Here is an 18,108-nt window from a genome sequence, read left to right on the forward strand (position 1 = left end):
GAGCACGAGCCCGTCGCGTCCTCCCGTCCGTGATCGTCGAAACCGACGATGACCTTCGCCGTCGAGACGCGCCGGGCCGATCTCCCGGCGGGCCTGCACCTCCCCGACGGGTTCGGCCGTCGCGGCCGGCATCGAAGGCGCGCTCGAGGGGTGACGTCGCCCGCCCCGCATGCCACCATCGTCCAAACACGGCGGGGCAGAAACGTTGTTCAAGAAGATCCTGATCGCCAACCGGGGCGAGATCGCCTGCCGGATCATCCGCACGGCGCGGCGGATGGGCATCGCCACCGTGGCGGTCCATTCCGACGCCGACCGCGACGCGCTCCACGTCGAGATGGCCGACGAGGCGGTGCATATCGGCCCGAGCCCGGCGGCGCAGTCCTATCTCGTCATCGACGCCATCGTGGCAGCGTGCCGGCAGACCGGCGCCGAAGCGGTCCACCCCGGCTACGGCTTCCTGAGCGAGCGCGAAGCCTTCGCGGAAGCGCTGAGGGCGGCCGGCATCACCTTCATCGGGCCGAACGCCCATGCCATCGCGGCCATGGGGGACAAGATCGAGAGCAAAAGGTTCGCCCGTGCCGCCGGCGTGTCCACCGTGCCGGGCAACCTCGACGTGATCCGCGACGCCGCCCACGCGGCCGCCATCGCCGACGGCATCGGCTATCCGGTGATGATCAAGGCGAGCGCCGGCGGCGGCGGCAAGGGCATGCGGATCGCCCATTCGGCGTCCGAGGTGGCCGACGGCTTCGCCCGCGCCCGGTCTGAAGCGGCGGCCTCCTTCGGCGACGACCGCATCTTCATCGAGAAGTTCATCGAGAACCCGCGCCACATCGAGATCCAGGTGCTGGGCGACAAGCACGGCAACGTGATCCACCTCGGCGAGCGCGAATGCTCGATCCAGCGCCGCAACCAGAAGGTCCTGGAGGAAGCGCCCTCCCCCCTGCTCGACCCCGAAACGCGGGCCCTGATGGGCGCCCAGGCGGTCGCGCTGGCCCGGGCGGTCGACTACGATTCCGCCGGCACGGTGGAGTTCGTGGCGGGGCAGGACAGGAGCTTCTTCTTCCTGGAGATGAACACCCGGCTCCAGGTCGAGCATCCCGTGACCGAGCTCGTCACGGGCCTCGACCTCGTCGAGCAGATGATCCGCGTCGCCGCCGGCGAAGCCCTGACCCTCCGCCAGGAGGACGTGCGGATGGAGGGCTGGGCCGTCGAGGCCCGCGTCTACGCCGAGGACCCGACGCGCGGGTTCCTGCCCTCGACGGGGCGGCTGACCACCTACCGTCCCCCCGCCACGGGGGAAGCCGATGGCGTGACGGTGCGGGTCGATTCCGGTGTGGGCGAGGGCGGCGCGGTCCCGATCTTCTACGACCCGATGATCGCCAAGCTCGTCACCCACGCGCCGACGCGGGCCGAGGCCATCGCGGCGCAGTCCCACGCGCTCGACAGCTTCGCCATCCACGGCATCCGCCACAACATCCCGTTCCTGTCCGCCCTGATGGGACACGAGCGGTGGAAGGCGGGGCGGCTGTCGACCGGCTTCATCGCCGAAGAATTCGGGGCGGAGTTCGCCAACCCCGTGCCGGCGGGCGACGCGGCGCTGCGGCTCGCCTGCGTGGCCGCCGTGGTCGACGCGGTTCTCAACGCCCGCAAGCGGATGATCTCCGGCCAGATGCCCGTGGCGCGGCCCGTGTCCTTCGAGCGCCGCCGCACCGTGCGGATCGGGGACCGCGACGTCGTCTTCGCGCTCGACGGGGCGGACAGCGCCTGGGAGGTGGACGTCGAGGGCGGCGAGCGGGTCGCGGTGGCGAGCGCGTGGCGGCCGGGCGAGCCCGTGTGGCACGGCACCGTCGGCGGGAGCCGGATCGCCGTCGGCGTGCTGCCGGTGCCGAACGGCGCGACGCTGAGCCACGGCGGCCACTTCGCCGACGCCCGCGTCTACACGATGCGCGAAGCGGAGCTGGCGCGGCTGATGCCCGCCAAGGTGGCGGGCGGCTCCGGCAAGCTGGTCCTCTGCCCCATGCCCGGCCTGCTGCGCGAAGTCATGGTGGCGGAAGGCCAGGCCGTGAAGGCCGGCGAGCCGCTGGCCGTGGTCGAGGCGATGAAGATGGAGAACGTGCTCAAGGCCGAGCGCGACGGCACGGTGGCCCGGGTCCTGGTCAAGCCCGGCGACAGCCTCGGCTTCGAGGCCGTCATCCTCGAATTCGCGTGAAGGCCGGCCCATGAGGATGCCGACATGAGCGCAGCCCCCTTCCCCGATCCCGCCGCCGAGGCCGCGTGGCGCACCGCCGTCGCGGCGGTGTTGAAGGGCGGCGACTTCGACGCCCGCCTCGTCGGCCGCACGCTCGACGGCATCCCGGTCCAGCCGCTCTACCCCGCCGCCGACGCGCCGGCGCCGGCCGGCGCCCGCCCGCCCTGCCGCGTCTTCGCCCGGCTCGACGCCGACGGGCTGCCCCCGCTCGACGACCTCGAGAACGGCGCCGACGGGCTCGTGCTGCTGTTCGACGGCGCCCCGACGGCGCGGGGTTTCGGCCTCGACCCCGCCGGCCTCGGCGCCGCGCTCGCCGGTGTCGCGCTCGACGCGGCCCCGCTGCGCCTCGAACCCGCGCCCTTCGGCGGCCTCGAAGCCGTGCGGGCCCTGCTGGAGGTGGCCGACGCGCGCCGCATCCCGTCGTCGTCCCTCGACGTCGACGCCGGCATCGATCCGATCGGCTTCATGGCGCGGACCGGGGAAGCGCCCCGGCCCTGGGCCGACATGGCGACGCTGGTGGTCGAGCTGGTGGGCGTCCTGCGCGACCGGGGGCTGGCCGGCCGGCTGCTGCGCCCCGACGGGCGGGTCCACCACGAGGCGGGTGCGTCCGAAGCGCAGGAACTCGCCGCCGTGGTGGCCACGGGGGTCAGCTACCTCCGGGCGCTCGATGCCGGCGGCGTCGCGCCCGGCGCGGCGCGCGGCGCGCTGTCGTTCACCCTCGCCGCCGATGCCGACCTGTTCCTGACCATCGCCAAGGTCCGCGCCCTGCGCCGGCTGTGGGCGCGCGTCGAGGAGGGCTGCGGGCTCGATTCCCGCCCGATCCGCATCCACGCCGAAACGTCCTGGCGCATGACGGCGCGGCGCGATCCCGCCACCAACCTGCTGCGCGGCGCCCTCGCCTGCGCGGGTGCCATCCTCGGGACCGCGGACGGCGTCACGGTGCTGCCCCACACGGCGGCGCTGGGCCTGGCCGACCCGTTCGCCCGGCGGCTCGCCCGCAACACCGCCCTGGTGCTGCGCGACGAGGCCGGGCTCGACCGCGTCGCCGACCCCGGCGGGGGCGCGGGCGCCGTCGAAGCGCTGACGGAAGGGCTCTGCGCCGCGGCCTGGGACCTGTTCGGCGACATCGAGAGCGTGGGCGGCCTGCCCGCCGCGCTGGCCGACGGCTCCTGGGGCCTGCGCCTCGCCGTCGCGCAGGGGCGGCGCGCCGCCGAGCTGACGGCGGGCTCGCGCGCCGTCCTGGGCACGACCGCCTATCCCCTGGCCGAGGAGCCCCCGGCCCCGGTCCTGCGGCCCCTGCCCCCGGCGCGGCGCGGCGGCGCCGGCGCATTGCCGAGCCTGCGCGACGACCAGCTCGTCGCCACCGCGGCGCCGATGCCGGGAGGAGCGGGATGACCCGCGGAGGTGCCGCCCCATCGCGCCGCCGCGTCCCGCCCCGAGGCGGAAATGACGGGCTCGGAAGGGCGATGCGGCGAGACCGAGGTCGGTGCGCGGGCCCGCAGGCCGGGTCGAGCGGCGAGGAGCAGGCTGCATGAGCGCGATCCCGGACTTCTCCGCCCTGCCCTGGCGCACGACCGCTGCCCCCGCCCCCGACGCCCCGGCCCGCGCGCCCTGGCTCTCGCCCGAGGGCATCGCGGTGCGCCCCTTCTACGGGCCGGCCGACCGCGCCGGCCTGCCCGGCATCGACGGCTTCCCCGGCGCCTCGCCGTTCCTGCGCGGCCCCTACCCGACCATGTACGCCACCCAGCCCTGGACGGTCCGGCAGTACGCGGGGTTCTCCACCGCGGACGCGTCGAACGCCTTCTACCGCCGCAACCTCGCGGCGGGGCAGAAGGGCCTGTCGGTGGCCTTCGACCTGGCGACGCACCGCGGCTACGATTCGGACCACCCGCGCGTCGCCGGCGACGTCGGCATGGCGGGCGTGGCGATCGATTCCATCCTCGACATGCGCCAGCTCTTCGACGGCATCCCGCTCGACCGCATGAGCGTGTCAATGACCATGAACGGCGCCGTTCTGCCCGTCATGGCGCTCTATATCGTGGCCGCGGAAGAGCAGGGCGTGGCGCCGGAGCAGCTTTCGGGCACGATCCAGAACGACATCCTCAAGGAGTTCATGGTCCGCAACACCTACATCTACCCGCCGGCCCCCTCGATGCGGATCGTGTCCGACATCTTCGCCTACACGTCGACGCGGATGCCGCGCTTCAACTCCATCTCGATCTCCGGCTACCACATGCAGGAAGCGGGCGCGACGGCCGACCTCGAGCTCGCCTATACGCTGGCCGACGGCGTCGACTACATCCGCGCCGGCCTGGCGGCGGGATTGAAGATCGACGACTTCGCGCCGCGTCTCAGCTTCTTCTTCGCTATCGGGATGAACTTCTTCACCGAGGTGGCGAAGCTGCGCGCCGCGCGGCTGCTGTGGTGCAGGCTGGTCGGGCGCTTCGCGCCGCGCTCCGAGAAGTCGCTGGCGCTGCGCACCCATTGCCAGACGTCTGGTTGGTCGCTCACCGCGCAGGACGTGTTCAACAACGTCACGCGCACCATGGTGGAAGCCATGGCGGCCACGCAGGGCGGCACGCAGTCGCTGCACACCAACGCGCTCGACGAGGCGCTGGCGCTGCCCACCGACGCGTCCGCCCGCATCGCCAGGAACACCCAGCTCCTGCTGCAGATGGAAAGCGGCACGACGCGGACCATCGACCCCTGGGGCGGGTCCTACTACGTCGAGCGCCTGACCGCCGACCTCGCGGACCGGGCCTGGGCCCACATCGAGGAGGTGGAGCGGCTCGGCGGCATGGCGAAGGCCATCGAGGCCGGCCTGCCCAAGCGCCGCATCGAGGAAGCGGCGGCCGAAACCCAGGCCCGCATCGACGCGGGCGCGCAGGTGGTGGTGGGGGTGAACCGCTACCGCCCCGCCGTCGAGGAACCGCTCGACGTGCTCAAGGTCGACAATGCCGCGGTGCTCCAAGCCCAGCTCGCCAAGCTCGGGCGGCTCAGGGCGGAGCGCGACGGCGCCGCCGTCGAGCGCGCCCTGGCGGGCCTGACCCGGGCCGCGCGGGACGGCTCGGGCAACCTCCTGGCGCTCAGCGTCGAGGCCGCGCGCGCGCAGGCCACGGTGGGCGAGATGTCGGGCGCGCTGGAAGAAGCCTGGGGCCGCCACGCCGCGACGGTGGACCTCATCTCCGGCGTGTACCGCCGCGCGGCGGGCGACAGCCCGGCGGTGGCCCGGGTGGCGCGCATGACGGCGGCCTTCGCCGAGGATCACGGTGGCCCGCCCCGCATCCTCGTGGCCAAGGTGGGGCAGGACGGGCACGACCGCGGCCAGAAGGTCATCGCCTCGGCCTTCGCCGACCTCGGCTTCGCGGTGTCGGTGGGCGAGCTCTTCGCCACGCCGGGCGAGGTGGCGGCCCGCGCGGTCGCCGAAGGCGCCCACATCGTCGGCGTGTCGTCGCTGGCCGCCGGGCACCTCACGCTGGTGCCGGAGGTGCGGGCGGCGCTCGACGCCGCGGGGCGCGACGACATCCTGCTGGTCGTGGGCGGGGTGATCCCGCCCGGCGACGTCGCGGCCGTGAAGGCGTCCGGGGTCGCGGCGGTGTTCCCCCCCGGCACGGTGGTGGCCGAGGCCGCGGAAGCGCTGCTGTCCGCGCTGAACGAGCGCTTCGGCTACGCCCAGAAAGATCCCGGCGCCTACGCGGGAGCGGCGACGTGATCGGGCGCCTCAACCACGTCGCCCTCGTGGTGCCGGACCTCGATGCGGCGGTGCGGACCTACCGGGACGGGTTCGGCGCCACGGTCTCGCCGCCGCGGGACCTGCCGGAGCACGGCGTCACCGTGGTGTTCGTGACGCTGCCGAACAGCAAGGTGGAGCTGATGCGGCCGCTGGGCGAGGGCTCGCCGGTGGCCCCCTTCCTCGCGCGCAACCCGGCGGGCGGGATGCACCACGTCTGCTTCGAGGTCCCGGACCTCCGGGCCGCGCGCGACCGGCTGGTCGGCCAGGGGATGCGCGTGCTGGGCTCGGGCGAACCCAAGGTCGGCGCCCACGGCACCCCCGTGCTGTTCCTCCACCCGAAGGACCTCCACGGCACGCTCGTGGAGCTGGAAGAGGTGGCGGGGTAGCCGCCGGTCAGTTTCCCACGTCGCTCGCACGCGCCGCCGCGACGTCGCGGATGGCGTCGTCGAGCAGCAGCAGGCGGTCGGCCACCAGCGCTTCGCTCGCCGCCGCCACCTTGGCGACGTAGTCGGCGTGGCTCGCGTAGCGCGCCTGGAGGGACGGGCGCGGGTCGCCGTGGTCCCGGCGCTCCGCCTCGGTGCGGGCGAAGGGCACCACCATGCCGGCGGCGTCGCAGCCGTCCCCGTCGTCGTCGGCGCGCAGGTTCCAGCCCGTGTAGGTGGCGGTCGGCACCGCCACGTCGGGGACCCGGATCCCCGCCAGGGTGTTGCCGTCGGCGTCGCTTCTGGGCACCAGCGACGGGTAGGGGGAGCCCCGCTTCACCGGCGGCAGCACCGTCAGCACGCCCTGCCCCGCTTCGGGCCCGAAGTCGAGGAGGTCGCCCGTGTGCTCCCGCCCGCCGTAGGCGATGCCGGGGATCGACGGGAAGCCGGTGTCGGCCTGGGCCGACGTCACCAGCGTGCCGTCCGCCGCGCGCGGCACGCGGCTCGGCGGCGGCTCGACGCCCTGCGTCACCCAGGCGTCGAGGTCGACCAGGAGCGCGCGCAGCACCTGGTTGGCGACGAGCGGGTTGCGCTCGACCCGGCAGATCCCCTTGCCGTGCGGCGGCACGCCGTCGCCGTGCGGCAGGCCCGCCATCAGGTACAGCCTCACGCCCGGCACGTCCGGCAGGTCGCGCCCGGCCGCGTCCGTGTGGAGGTTCGAGCCGGACTTCGCCCAATATTCGTTGTCCGAATTGACGTCGATGATCTTCGGGCAGGTGTCCGTGGCGGTGCAGCGCGCGAGGATCCCGTCGGTGCGCCCCGTCACGGCGTCGGTGGTGGTGCCGTAGGCGAAGGGGAAGGCGAACTCGGGGTAATGCCGCGCGATGTGCTGGCGGTGGGTCCGGAACGGCTCGGCGAAGCGGCGGTCGAGGTCGATGCCGCTGCCCCCGCCGATCCAATCGAGCACGCCGTCGACGGCGCGGTGGTTCGGGGCCGACGTCACCCGGTTGAAGCCGAGCCGCACGAAGTCGCGCATCGCCCGGCAGGGCTGCGAGATGCAGAAGGTCGACACATGGCGGATATCGCCGGCGAGCGGGTTGGCGTGGCCGGCGTCGTCCCGCTCGGCGTCGCGCAGGAAGGCCGCGACGTCGCGGATCGCGGCGAAGCCCAGGCCCGTCACCTTGGGGTCGCGTGCCGGGTAGACGAGCTCGTAGATCTCGCCCGTCCTGAACCGGGTGCCCTCCGGCAGGAGGCTGATCGACATCCCGCCGGGGTCGAAGCGCCACGCCGTCGGCGGCAGGGGCACCGGGGCGTCCTCGGCGAGCGGCCGCATCGTCAGCGTCGCATGGGCGGTGTCGAGGTCGGCGGCGGGATAGGTCAGCGGGCCGTTCGCGGTCGTGTCGTTGTCGATCACGAACTCCTCAAGGTTCGGGCCGACGATCGACGCCCCGTCGGGGCGGCGCGCCACCGGCACATCGAGCAGGAAGGCGCCCGGCCCCGGCCCGACCGCGGGCGATGCCGCCGACACCGGGTCCCATCCGCTCCAAACCAGGGTGTAGCCGCGGCTCATCGCGAAGCCGTTGCCGACATCGCCCGGCTGCCCGACGTCGTTCTGGTTCACCGCCGCGTCGTCGAGCGCGGAGAAGCCGAGCACGCTGCCGCGGTTGTTGAGGTCGAACAGCATCTCGTGCCGGCCGCGCGCCGGGTCGGCCGGGCGCAGGACCACGACCGGCGTCGCATAGTCGACCAGGCCCTTCGCGTCGCGCGGCGCGAGCCCGATGTCGGCGATGGCGCCGTCGACCGGATCGGCGGGATCGACCGCGCCGGTGGCCCGCCCGACCCATTTCTCGTAGGGTCCCACGGTGCCGAAGGACTGGCCGCCGAAGGCGAACCCCGGCACGCGGTAAAGGTCGAGGCCCACGATGCGCGCTTCGGCCGGGGCCCCGCCGAGGAGCGCCGCTGCGCCGGCCAGGGTGAACAACCGCCGCGTTCCGCCGATGCGCCCCATGGCGATCCTCCCCCGACCCGCGCACGCCATTCGGCATGCAATCTGTGAGGCGAAGCTAATCCGGTTCGGGGGCGGGGGGCAAGGTTGGATCGCCCCCGAGCGCCGCCGTCGGGGCCCGACGCCTCACATCCACGCGGCCGGCGCCGAACCGAGCGGGCTCGCGGGCCGGTCCCAGCGCAGGGGCGCGCCGCCCACCTCCAACGGCGGCCGCAGGCGCCGCGCCGGTCCCCACACGGTGTGCTCGACGGCGGGCGACAGGTCGGCAACGGCCGGCGCCGCGTGACCGCACCCGGGCGCGACGCGGCCGAGGCCCGTCAGCAGGGTCGACGTGGCGGCCAGCGACAGCCGCGCGGCGGTCCCCCGCCCGGCGGTCCGCCGCGCCAACCCCCGCAACACCGCCGCGGCGGCGAGGTAGCCGGTCGCGTGGTCGAGCGCCTGGACGGGGAGCGGCAGCGGTGCGTCGCGCCCCGCCGAACGCATCCCGGCCTCGTTGATGCCGGACGCCATCTGGACGAGGCTGTCGAACCCGCGCCGCCCGGCCCAGGGCCCCGTCCAGCCCCACGCGTCGAGCCGCACGTCGACCAGGCCGGGCGACAGCCTCCGGCAGGCCTCGGCGCCGTAGCCGAGCCCGTCCAGGGCGCCGGGCCGGTAGCCGTTGACCAGCACGTCGGCGCGCGCCAGCAGCGATTCGAAGGTCGCGCGGTCGGCCGCGTCGCGGAGGTCGAGCCGGGCGCAGCTCTTGCCGAGCGTGACGTCGGGGGCGAGCCCGTCCTCGTCCCAGCCCGGCGGGTCGATGCGCAGCACGTCGGCGCCCCAGCCGGCGAGGAGGCGCGTCGCCACCGGCCCGGCCAGCACGCGGGTGAGGTCGAGCACGCGGATGCCGGCGAGCGGGCGCCCCGCCGGCACGGCCCAGCCGGGCGCCGGGCCCGGGTCGGCGTCGGCGAGGGCGACGAGGGGCTCGGCCGCGACGGCGCATCCCTGCGGGTGGGCGCCCCATTCGGCCCCGGAGCGCATCGCCCCCGCGCAGCCGCCGGCCTCCACCACGGCCGTTTCCAACGCTTCGGCCGACCAGCCCGCTACCGCCCGCGCGAAGGCTCCGGGCTCGGCGGGGACGCCGAGCACGCGGACCGCGGCGGCGCGGTGGGCCGGCGCCACGGTGTGGAGCTTGATCCAGCCGTCGCGCGCCCGGTAGTCGCGCATCGTGGGGTGGCGCGAGGGCGGCAGCGTCCAGCCCCGGGGCAGGATCGCGGCGTCGAACCACAGCGCCGACAGCCGCCGGTCGACCTGCACGGCCGGCCGGGCCCGGCCCGCCGCGGACGCGAACTCCGCCAGCGCCAGCCCGGCCGCCGCCACCGCCCCCGCCGCGAGCCCGTCGACGGCGAAAGCCGAGGTGAAAGCGGCGTCCCCGCCGGCGAACGACAGGGCGCCGAGCGCCGCGGGATCGCCGCCGAGCGAGGCCCAGGCGTGGCTGGCGGCGGCGGTGTGGTCCATGGCGACGGGTCCCGGCTGATCGCGGCAGGATGGCCCGAGGCGGCGCGGCGCTTCAAGTCCCGCCGCCGCCGCCCTATGCTGGCGGCGGGATCGGCGGAGGATGCGCATGGGATCGGGAAGCACGGGCCTCGTGGCCGGCGCCTTGGCGCTGCTCGCCGGGGCGGGGCCGCTGCGGGCGGAGGATTGCGCCAAGGCCGCCACGCAGACGGACCTGAACATCTGCGCCGGGCAGGCCCGGGCGGCGGCCGATGCGGCGCTGAACGCCACCTACGGCGCCCTCGTCGCGGCGCCGACGATGGCGGACCGGCTCGACCGGCTGCGCGCCGCCGAGCGGGCCTGGGTGGGGTACCGCGACGCCCAATGCGCCTTCGAGGGCGCGCGCTTCGAGGGCGGGTCGATGCAGCCCATGGCCGTCGACGGCTGCGCCGAAGCGCTGACCCGACGGCGCACCACGGAGTTGAGGGAGGCCCTGGCCTGCGCGAAGGAGGGCGGCCCATGCTGAACGCACCCGATTATGCCGCCGTCGTGCGCGCCGCGGAGCGCATCGCCGGCATGGCGCACCGCACGCCGGTGATGACGTCGCGCACCGCCGACGCCCGGACGGGCGCGAGCCTCTTCTTCAAATGCGAGAACTTCCAGCGCGTCGGCGCCTTCAAGTTCCGCGGCGCCACCAACGCGTTGGCGGCGCTCGACGACGCGCAACGCCGGCGCGGCGTCGTGGCCTTCTCGTCGGGCAACCACGCGCAGGCGATCGCGCTGGCCGGCCGGCTGCAGGGGGCGCCCGTGACGATCGTGATGCCGCGCGACGCGCCGAGCGCCAAGGTGGCGGCGACGCGCGGCTACGGCGCCGAGGTGGTGCTCTACGACCGCTACGCCGACGATCGCGAAGCGATCGGGCGGGCGCTGGCGGAAGCGGGCGGCCTGGCGCTGATCCCGCCCTTCGACCACCCCGACGTCATCGCCGGCCAGGGCACGGCCGCGAAGGAGCTGATCGAGGACACGGGGCCGCTCGACCTGCTGCTCGTCTGCCTCGGCGGCGGCGGGCTGCTGGCTGGCTCGGCGCTCTGCGCGGAAGCGCTGTCGCCGGGCTGCGCGGTCTACGGTGTCGAGCCCGAGGCGGGCAACGACGGGCAGCGTTCGTTCCGCTCGGGCGAGATCGTCAGCATCGCGGTGCCGCGCACGCTGGCCGACGGCGCGCAGACGCAGGCGCTAGGGCGGCTCACCTTCCCGATCATCCGGCGGCTGGTGACGGACGTCGTGACGGTCTCGGACGCCGCGCTGGTGGACGCCATGCGGTTCTTCGCCGAGCGCATGCGGATGGTCGTCGAGCCGACCGGCTGCCTCGCCGCCGCGGCGGCCTTCACGGGCGCGGTGGACGTGCGGGGCAAGCGCGTCGGCGTGGTGCTCAGCGGCGGCAACGTCGACCTCGCGCGCTTCGCGGAGCTGATCGGCGGAGGAACGGCGTGAGGCTCGGCGCCGGTGCCCGCGGCGGCCGGTCCTTTCGCGCCGCAACATACGTCATTCGACGTATGTCCCCCCGCGATCCCGCGATCCATCCTGCCCCGAGGTGAACCCGCGGCCCCCGCCGCAGCGTCACGAGGATCAGCACCATGGATCGATTCGCGATGAACCGTCGGCAGGCCCTGCTCGGCGCCTCGGCCCTGGCCGCCACCGCCACGCTCGGCGCGCCGCGCGCCTTCGCGGCGGGCGAGACCGTCAAGGTCGGCGTGCTGCACTCCCTGTCCGGCACGATGGCGATCAGCGAAACGACGCTGAAGGACGTCATGCTGATGCTCATCGACGAGCAGAACAAGAAGGGCGGCGTGCTCGGCCAGAAGCTCGAAGCGGTGGTGGTCGACCCCGCCTCCAACTGGCCGCTCTTCGCCGAGAAGGCGCGCGGGCTGATCAGCCAGGACAAGGTCGCGGCCTGCTTCGGCTGCTGGACCTCCGTGTCGCGCAAGTCCGTGCTGCCGGTGTTCAAGGAACTCGACAACATCCTGTTCTACCCCGTCCAGTACGAGGGCGAGGAATGCGAGCGCAACGTGTTCTACACGGGCGCGGCGCCGAACCAGCAGGCGATCCCCGCCGTCGACTACCTGATGAGCGCCGACGGCGGCGCGGTGAAGCGCTGGGTGCTGGCCGGCACCGACTACGTCTACCCGCGCACGACCAACAAGATCCTCGAAGCCTACCTCAAGCTCAAGGGCGTCGCGGCCGAGGACATCATGATCAACTACACGCCTTTCGGCCAATCCGACTGGCAGACGATCGTCTCCGACATCAAGAAGTTCGGCTCGGCCGGCAAGAAGACAGCCGTGGTGTCGACCATCAACGGCGACGCCAACGTGCCCTTCTACAAGGAGCTCGGCAACCAGAACATCAAGGCGACGGACATCCCGGTGGTGGCCTTCTCGGTCGGCGAGGAAGAGCTGGCCGGCATGGACACCAAGCCGCTCGTCGGGCACCTCACGGCGTGGAACTACTTCGAGTCGATCGACACGCCCGAGAACAAGAGCTTCATCGACCGCTGGCACGCCTTCACCAAGAACCCCAAGCGCACCACCAACGACCCGATGGAGGCCCATTACATCGGCTTCAACGCCTGGGTGAAGGCGGTCGAGAAGGCCGGCACCTTCAAGGCCGACCCCGTGATCGACGCGCTGATCGGCGTTTCGGTGCCGAACCTGTCGGGCGGCTTCTCCACCGTGATGCCGAACCACCACATCACCAAGCCGGTCTACATCGGCGAGATCGGGGCGGACGGCCAGATGAACACCGTGTGGCAGACGCCGGGCCTCGTCGTGGCGCAGGAATGGTCGCCCTACCTCGAAGGCTCGAAGGACCTGATCGGCGATTGGCGCAAGCCGATGAGCTGCGGCAACTACAACGTCAAGCTCGGCAAGTGCGGCGGCGCCGCCTGAGGTGACGCCGGGGGTGATCGGGGCTCGTCGCCCCGGCCACCCCCTCCATCGGGGCCCCGCCCGTCGTCCGAACCAGGAAACGCCCATGCCCCGCACCGCGATCGTCGCGGCCCTGCTCGCGCTCCTCTGCGCCGCCGCCGCCCCGGCCCACGCCGCCCCGGTCGACGACGCGCTGGCGCATTTCACGGCCGACAAGTTCCCGGAAACCGATCGCGGCATCGACGAGCTCGTGGCCAGCGGCGCCCCCACGGCGCCGGCCGTGCTCGGCGCGCTCGGCGACGGCCGCCTCCTCTTCGACCCCGGCTCGCACCGCGTCTACTACGCCGAAGCGTCCGGCGCGCTCGACGACGCCGCCACCGGCGCCCGCGCCGACGGCGTGGCGCAGGGCGCATTGAAGAAGGTGCGCCTCAACAACGGCATCCGCTCCAAGCTCGCCGCGGCGCTCGGCGGCCTCGACCTGCTGTCGCCCGACCGCGCCAAGCGCCTCGCCGCCGCCGACACGGCCTTCCACACGCCCGACCCGAAGTCGCTCGCCGCCATCGACGCGGCGCTCGGCCGGGAAACCGACCCCGCCGCCAAGGCGGCGCTGCTGCAGGCCCGCGCCGCCGTCGTGGCGACGTCGGGCGCGGGCCCGGAGGCGGACCGGCTCGGCGCCATCGCGACCCTGACGGCGCGGGGCGACGGCGACGCCCTCAACTACGTGAACCAGGCCGCGGCGGCGCCGGACGCGTCCCCGGCCGTGAAGAACGCCGCGTCCGCCGCCGCCTCGTCGATCCGGTTCACCCTGAGCCTGTGGCAGGCGCTGCAGAACGCCTGGTACGGCCTGTCGCTGGGCTCGGTGCTGCTGCTCGCCGCCATCGGGCTCGCCATCACCTTCGGCGTGATGGGGGTCATCAACATGGCCCACGGCGAGATGGTGATGATCGGCGCCTACACGACCTACCTGCTGCAGGACCTCGTCGCCGCCCACGCGCCGGCGTGGTCCGAAGCGTCGCTGCCCATCGCCGTGCCGGCGGCCTTCCTGGTGGCGGGCGCGATCGGCGTCGGCATCGAGCGCACCGTCATCCGCTTCCTGTACGGCCGCCCGCTGGAAACGCTGCTGGCCACTTGGGGCGTGTCGCTGATCCTGCAGCAGGCGGTCCGCACCGCCTTCGGCCCCGACAACCGGCCCGTCTCGGCCCCGCGCTTCATGGCGGGCTCGTTCCACCTGGGGGGGCTCGAGATCACCGCGGGCCGGATGTGGATCGTGGTGTTCACGCTCGCGGTCTTCGCGGCGCTGCAGGTCGTGCTGCGCGCCACCCCCTTCGGCCTGCGCATGAGGGCCGTGACGCAGAACCGCCGCATGGCGTCCGCCATGGGCATCTCGACGGGGCGCATCGACGCGCTCGCGTTCGGCCTCGGCTCGGGCATCGCCGGCATCGCCGGCGTGGCGCTGAGCCAGATCGACAACGTGTCGCCCAACCTCGGTCAGTCCTACATCATCGACAGCTTCATGGTCGTGGTGTTCGGCGGCGTGGGCAACCTGTGGGGCACGCTGGTGGCGGCCCTGGGCCTCGGCATCGCCGACAAGTTCCTGGAACCCTTCGCGGGCGCGGTGCTGGCCAAGATCGCCATCCTGGTCTTCATCGTGCTGTTCATCCAGAAGCGCCCGCGCGGCCTCTTCGCCCTGAAGGGCCGGGCGGTGGAGGCCTGACGTGCAGAACCACCGCACCTTCGGGCCCCGCGGCCTCGTCTTCCTCGCCGTCCTGCTCGCCGCCGCCGCCCTGGTTCCGGCCTCGTCGCTGCTGACGCCCGCGGGCTCGGCGCTCCACCTGTCCACCTACGCGGTGACGCTGGTCGGCAAGTACCTGTGCTACGCCCTCCTGGCGCTGTCGCTCGACCTCGTGTGGGGCTATTGCGGCATCCTGTGCCTCGGCCAGGGGGCCTTCTTCGCGCTCGGCGGCTACGCCATGGGCATGTACCTGATGCGGCAGATCGGGGCGCGGGGCTCCTACGCGAACCCCGACCTCCCCGACTTCATGGTCTTCCTCAACTACCATTCGCTGCCGTGGACGTGGTGGGGCTTCTCGTCCTTCCCCTACGCGGTGCTGATGGCGCTGGCCGTGCCGGGCGCACTCGCCCTGGTGTTCGGATACTTCGCCTTCCGGTCGCGCGTGACGGGGGTCTACCTGTCGATCATCACCCAGGCGCTGACCTACGCGCTGCTGCTCGCCTTCTTCCGCAACGAGATGGGCTTCGGCGGCAACAACGGCCTCACCGACTTCAAGGACATCCTCGGGCACGACGTCCGGTCCGACGGCACGCGCGCCGCGCTCTTCGCCACGTCCTGCGTGGCGCTGGCGCTCGGCTACGTGGTCGCCGCCGCCGTGACGGGGTCGAAGTTCGGCCAGGTCACGGTGGCGATCCGCGACGCCGAAAGCCGGGTCCGCTTCCTCGGCTACCGGGTCGAGCACTACAAGACGCTGGTGTTCACGCTGTCGGCCATGATGGCGGGCATGGCGGGCGCGCTCTACGTGCCGCAGGTGGGCATCATCAACCCGGGCGAGTTCGCGCCCGCCAATTCCATCGAGGCCGTCATCTGGGTCGCGGTCGGCGGCCGCGGCACGCTGGTGGGCGCGGCCCTCGGCGCCGTGCTGGTCAACTGGGGCAAGACCTATTTCACCGGGGCGTTCCCGGAATACTGGCTGTTCCTGCTCGGCGGCCTGTTCGTGCTGGTGACGCTGTTCCTGCCCCAAGGCATCCTCGGCCTCGTCGACCGGTTGACGGCGCGCCGCCGCCCCGGGCCGCCGGCGGAGCGCCCGGTCGCGCCGGAAGAGCAGGTCCTGCCCCGGCCGGTGGCCGAGTGAACCCGGGAGCCGAGCCATGACCGACCCCGTCCTCACCTCGTCGCTGCTCTACCTCGACGACGTCCGCGTGTCCTTCGACGGCTACAAGGCGCTGCGCGGCCTGTCGCTGGTGCTGGCGCCCAACGAGATGCGCGCCATCATCGGCCCCAACGGTGCCGGCAAGACCACCATGATGGACGTCATCACCGGCAAGACGCGGCCCGACGAGGGCACGGTGTTCTTCGGCGGCTCCGTCGACCTGACGAAGCGCGACGAGGCCGAGATCGCGGAACTGGGCATCGGCCGCAAGTTCCAGAAGCCCACGGTGTTCGAGAACCATTCCGTCGACACCAACGTGGCGCTGGCGCTGAAGGCGCCGCGGGGCGCCTTCGCGACGCTGTTCGGCCGCGCCGCGCGGGACGCCCGCGAGAAGGTCGACGGCATCCTGCGCCGCATCCGCCTGTGGGACCACCGCGCCCGCCGCGCCGGCGACCTCAGCCACGGGCAGAAGCAGTGGCTGGAGATCGGCATGCTGCTGGCGCAGGACCCCAAGCTGCTGCTCGTCGACGAGCCCGTGGCGGGCATGACCGACTCCGAGACCGCCACGACGGCGGAGCTGCTGCGCGAGATCGCGCGGGACCACGCGGTGGTGGTGGTCGAGCACGACATGGCCTTCGTGCGCGACCTCGGCGTCAAGGTGACGGTTCTGCACGAGGGCGCGGTGCTGGCCGAAGGGCCGCTCGACCGGGTGTCGGCCGACCCGCGCGTGGTGGAGGTGTACCTTGGCCGGTGAGACCGCTCCCCTCCTCGACGTCTCCTCCATCGACCTGTTCTACGGCGCCGCCCAGGCGCTGCGGCGCGTGTCGCTCACGGCCGAGCTCGGCCGCGTCACCTGCGTGCTCGGCCGCAACGGGGTCGGCAAGTCCTCGCTCCTGCGCGCGGTCGTGGGCCAGCAGCCGATCCGCGGCGGCGCGATCCGGCTCGGCGGCGAGGACGTGTCCCGCCTGCCGACCCATGCCCGGGCGAAGCGCGGCATCGGCTACGTGCCGCAGGGCCGCGAAATCTTCCCGCTGCTCACCGTGAAGGAGAACCTCCACACCGGCTTCGCCCCCGTCGGCCGGGCCCTGCACCACGTCCCCGAGGAGGTGTTCGAGCTTTTCCCCGTGCTGAAGTCCATGATGGGCCGGCGCGGCGGCGACCTGTCGGGCGGCCAGCAGCAGCAGCTCGCCATCGGCCGGGCGCTGGTGACGCGCCCGAAGCTCCTCGTGCTCGACGAGCCGACCGAGGGCATCCAGCCCTCCGTCATCAAGGACATCGGCCGCGCCATCGACTACCTGCGGGGCCGCGGCGACATGGCGATCGTGCTGGTGGAGCAGTATTTCGAGTTCGCCCGCGACCTCGCCGACAGCTTCGCCGTGATGGACCGCGGCGCGGTGGTGATGGCCGGCGCCAAGGCCGACATGGTCGAGCGCGAGGTGCGGGCGCATCTCAGCGTGTGACCGACCGCGCCTGACCGATGTCGCACCTTTCGTTCCCCCCGCGCCGTTGAACCGGCACCACGGGGGAACGCACGACATGGCCGACGACGCTTCGAACATGGTGGACGTGCTGCTGGCCGGCGCCACGGGCGCGCTGGGGTCCCGCATCGCCCGGGCGCTGCGGGGACGGGGTGCCTCGGTCCGCGCGCTCGTGCGCCGCGGCACCGCGGCCGGACGCACCGAACCGCTCCGCGCCCTCGGCGTCGGCATCGTCGAGGCCGACCTCGACGACGAGGCGCAGGTCGCGGCGGCCTGCCGGGGCGCCGCCTGCGTGGTGTCGGCGCTGAACGGCCTCGCCCCCACCATCCTCGGCACCCAGGGTGCGCTGCTGCGCGGCGCGGTGGCGGCGGGCGTGCCGCGCTTCATCCCTTCGGACTTCGCGCTCGACTTCACGAAGACGCGCCCCGGCGACAACCGCAACCTCGACCTGCGGCGCGCCTTCCACGCGCTGCTCGACGCCGCGCCCATCCGCGCCACCTCCATCCTCAACGGCTGCTTCGCCGACCTGGTCGTCGGGGCGGCGCCCTTCATCCTGTTCCCCATCAAGCGCGTTCTGCACTTCGGCGACGCCGACCAGCGCGTCGACTTCACCACCATGGACGACACGGCGGCCTTCACGGCGCGGGCGGCGCTCGACCCCGACGCGCCGCGGATCCTGCGCATATCGGGCGACGAGACCAGCCCGCGCGGCATCGCGGCCTCGGCCAGCGCCGCCACGGGCGAAACCTTCACGACGATGCGGGCGGGGAGTATCTACCCACGGGGTGGTGTGAGGCGACCGGCTCCGAGCATGGTCGGCCGAGGTGCAACGACGACTTGCGCGGCGTGACGAAGGCTGATTCCTTAGTGGCATGAGCCGCGGTGATCTCGAGCGACTGAGCAAGGACGAACTGATCGAACTGGTGCTGAAGCTGCAGCGCCC

General features: G+C 73.4%; 14 protein-coding genes. 12 read left to right on the forward strand and 2 right to left on the reverse strand.

Annotated elements, in window-relative coordinates:
• Positions 1–205: 205 nt before the first annotated feature.
• The 4 genes from D3273_RS21875 (at position 206) to mce (ending at position 6,367) form a co-directional block, all read left to right on the forward strand.
• A complete protein-coding gene (locus tag D3273_RS21875; protein ID WP_129229022.1) occupies positions 206–2,209 on the forward strand; it encodes an acetyl-CoA carboxylase biotin carboxylase subunit in 2,004 nt (667 codons plus the stop codon).
• Positions 2,210–2,233: 24 nt separating this feature from the next.
• Positions 2,234–3,643, forward strand: coding sequence for a methylmalonyl-CoA mutase family protein (locus D3273_RS21880; protein WP_129229023.1), 1,410 nt, complete (start codon positions 2,234–2,236; stop codon positions 3,641–3,643).
• 136 nt (positions 3,644–3,779) lie between these two features.
• Complete coding sequence (gene scpA, locus D3273_RS21885) at positions 3,780–5,960, forward strand: methylmalonyl-CoA mutase (RefSeq protein ID WP_129229024.1); 2,181 nt, start codon at positions 3,780–3,782, stop codon at positions 5,958–5,960.
• A complete protein-coding gene (gene mce, locus D3273_RS21890; protein ID WP_129229025.1) occupies positions 5,957–6,367 on the forward strand; it encodes a methylmalonyl-CoA epimerase in 411 nt (136 codons plus the stop codon). Before scpA ends, mce begins: the two co-directional genes overlap by 4 nt.
• A gap of 7 nt (positions 6,368–6,374) precedes the next feature.
• On the opposite strand, the gene D3273_RS21895 is transcribed toward mce, so the two are convergent.
• Both D3273_RS21895 and D3273_RS21900 read right to left on the reverse strand, forming a co-directional pair.
• A complete protein-coding gene (locus D3273_RS21895; RefSeq protein WP_129229026.1) occupies positions 6,375–8,411 on the reverse strand; it encodes an alpha/beta hydrolase domain-containing protein in 2,037 nt (678 codons plus the stop codon).
• 123 nt (positions 8,412–8,534) lie between these two features.
• Positions 8,535–9,902 (reverse strand): CoA transferase, encoded by a 1,368-nt coding sequence (locus D3273_RS21900; RefSeq protein WP_129229027.1) that lies wholly within the window; start codon positions 9,900–9,902, stop codon positions 8,535–8,537.
• 106 nt (positions 9,903–10,008) lie between these two features.
• Between D3273_RS21900 and D3273_RS21905 the strand changes: the two genes are divergently transcribed.
• The 8 genes from D3273_RS21905 (at position 10,009) to D3273_RS21940 (ending at position 18,015) form a co-directional block, all read left to right on the forward strand.
• Positions 10,009–10,404 carry a lysozyme inhibitor LprI family protein gene (locus tag D3273_RS21905; protein ID WP_245501328.1) on the forward strand — a complete coding sequence of 132 codons (396 nt, stop codon included), beginning with the start codon at positions 10,009–10,011 and terminating at the stop codon, positions 10,402–10,404.
• On the forward strand, positions 10,398–11,369 hold the full coding sequence (locus D3273_RS21910; protein WP_129229029.1) for a threo-3-hydroxy-L-aspartate ammonia-lyase: 972 nt from the start codon (positions 10,398–10,400) through the stop codon (positions 11,367–11,369). Before D3273_RS21905 ends, D3273_RS21910 begins: the two co-directional genes overlap by 7 nt.
• A 143-nt stretch (positions 11,370–11,512) precedes the next feature.
• Positions 11,513–12,823, forward strand: coding sequence for an urea ABC transporter substrate-binding protein (gene urtA, locus D3273_RS21915; RefSeq protein WP_428977797.1), 1,311 nt, complete (start codon positions 11,513–11,515; stop codon positions 12,821–12,823).
• 85 nt (positions 12,824–12,908) lie between these two features.
• Positions 12,909–14,516 carry an urea ABC transporter permease subunit UrtB gene (urtB, locus tag D3273_RS21920; RefSeq protein WP_129229030.1) on the forward strand — a complete coding sequence of 536 codons (1,608 nt, stop codon included), beginning with the start codon at positions 12,909–12,911 and terminating at the stop codon, positions 14,514–14,516.
• A 1-nt stretch (position 14,517) separates the two neighbouring features.
• Positions 14,518–15,669 (forward strand): urea ABC transporter permease subunit UrtC, encoded by a 1,152-nt coding sequence (urtC, locus tag D3273_RS21925; protein ID WP_129229031.1) that lies wholly within the window; start codon positions 14,518–14,520, stop codon positions 15,667–15,669.
• A 16-nt stretch (positions 15,670–15,685) separates the two neighbouring features.
• Positions 15,686–16,441, forward strand: a complete 756-nt coding sequence (gene urtD, locus D3273_RS21930) for an urea ABC transporter ATP-binding protein UrtD (protein WP_129229032.1) — start codon at positions 15,686–15,688, stop codon at positions 16,439–16,441.
• Positions 16,431–17,147, forward strand: coding sequence for an urea ABC transporter ATP-binding subunit UrtE (gene urtE / locus D3273_RS21935; protein WP_129229033.1), 717 nt, complete (start codon positions 16,431–16,433; stop codon positions 17,145–17,147). The genes urtD and urtE overlap by 11 nt, the downstream gene beginning before the upstream one ends.
• A gap of 76 nt (positions 17,148–17,223) precedes the next feature.
• Positions 17,224–18,015 carry an NmrA family NAD(P)-binding protein gene (locus tag D3273_RS21940; protein WP_245501329.1) on the forward strand — a complete coding sequence of 264 codons (792 nt, stop codon included), beginning with the start codon at positions 17,224–17,226 and terminating at the stop codon, positions 18,013–18,015.
• Positions 18,016–18,108 lie beyond the last annotated feature (93 nt).

The organism is Lichenibacterium minor, from assembly GCF_004137685.1.
GTDB lineage: Bacteria > Pseudomonadota > Alphaproteobacteria > Rhizobiales > Beijerinckiaceae > Lichenihabitans > Lichenihabitans minor.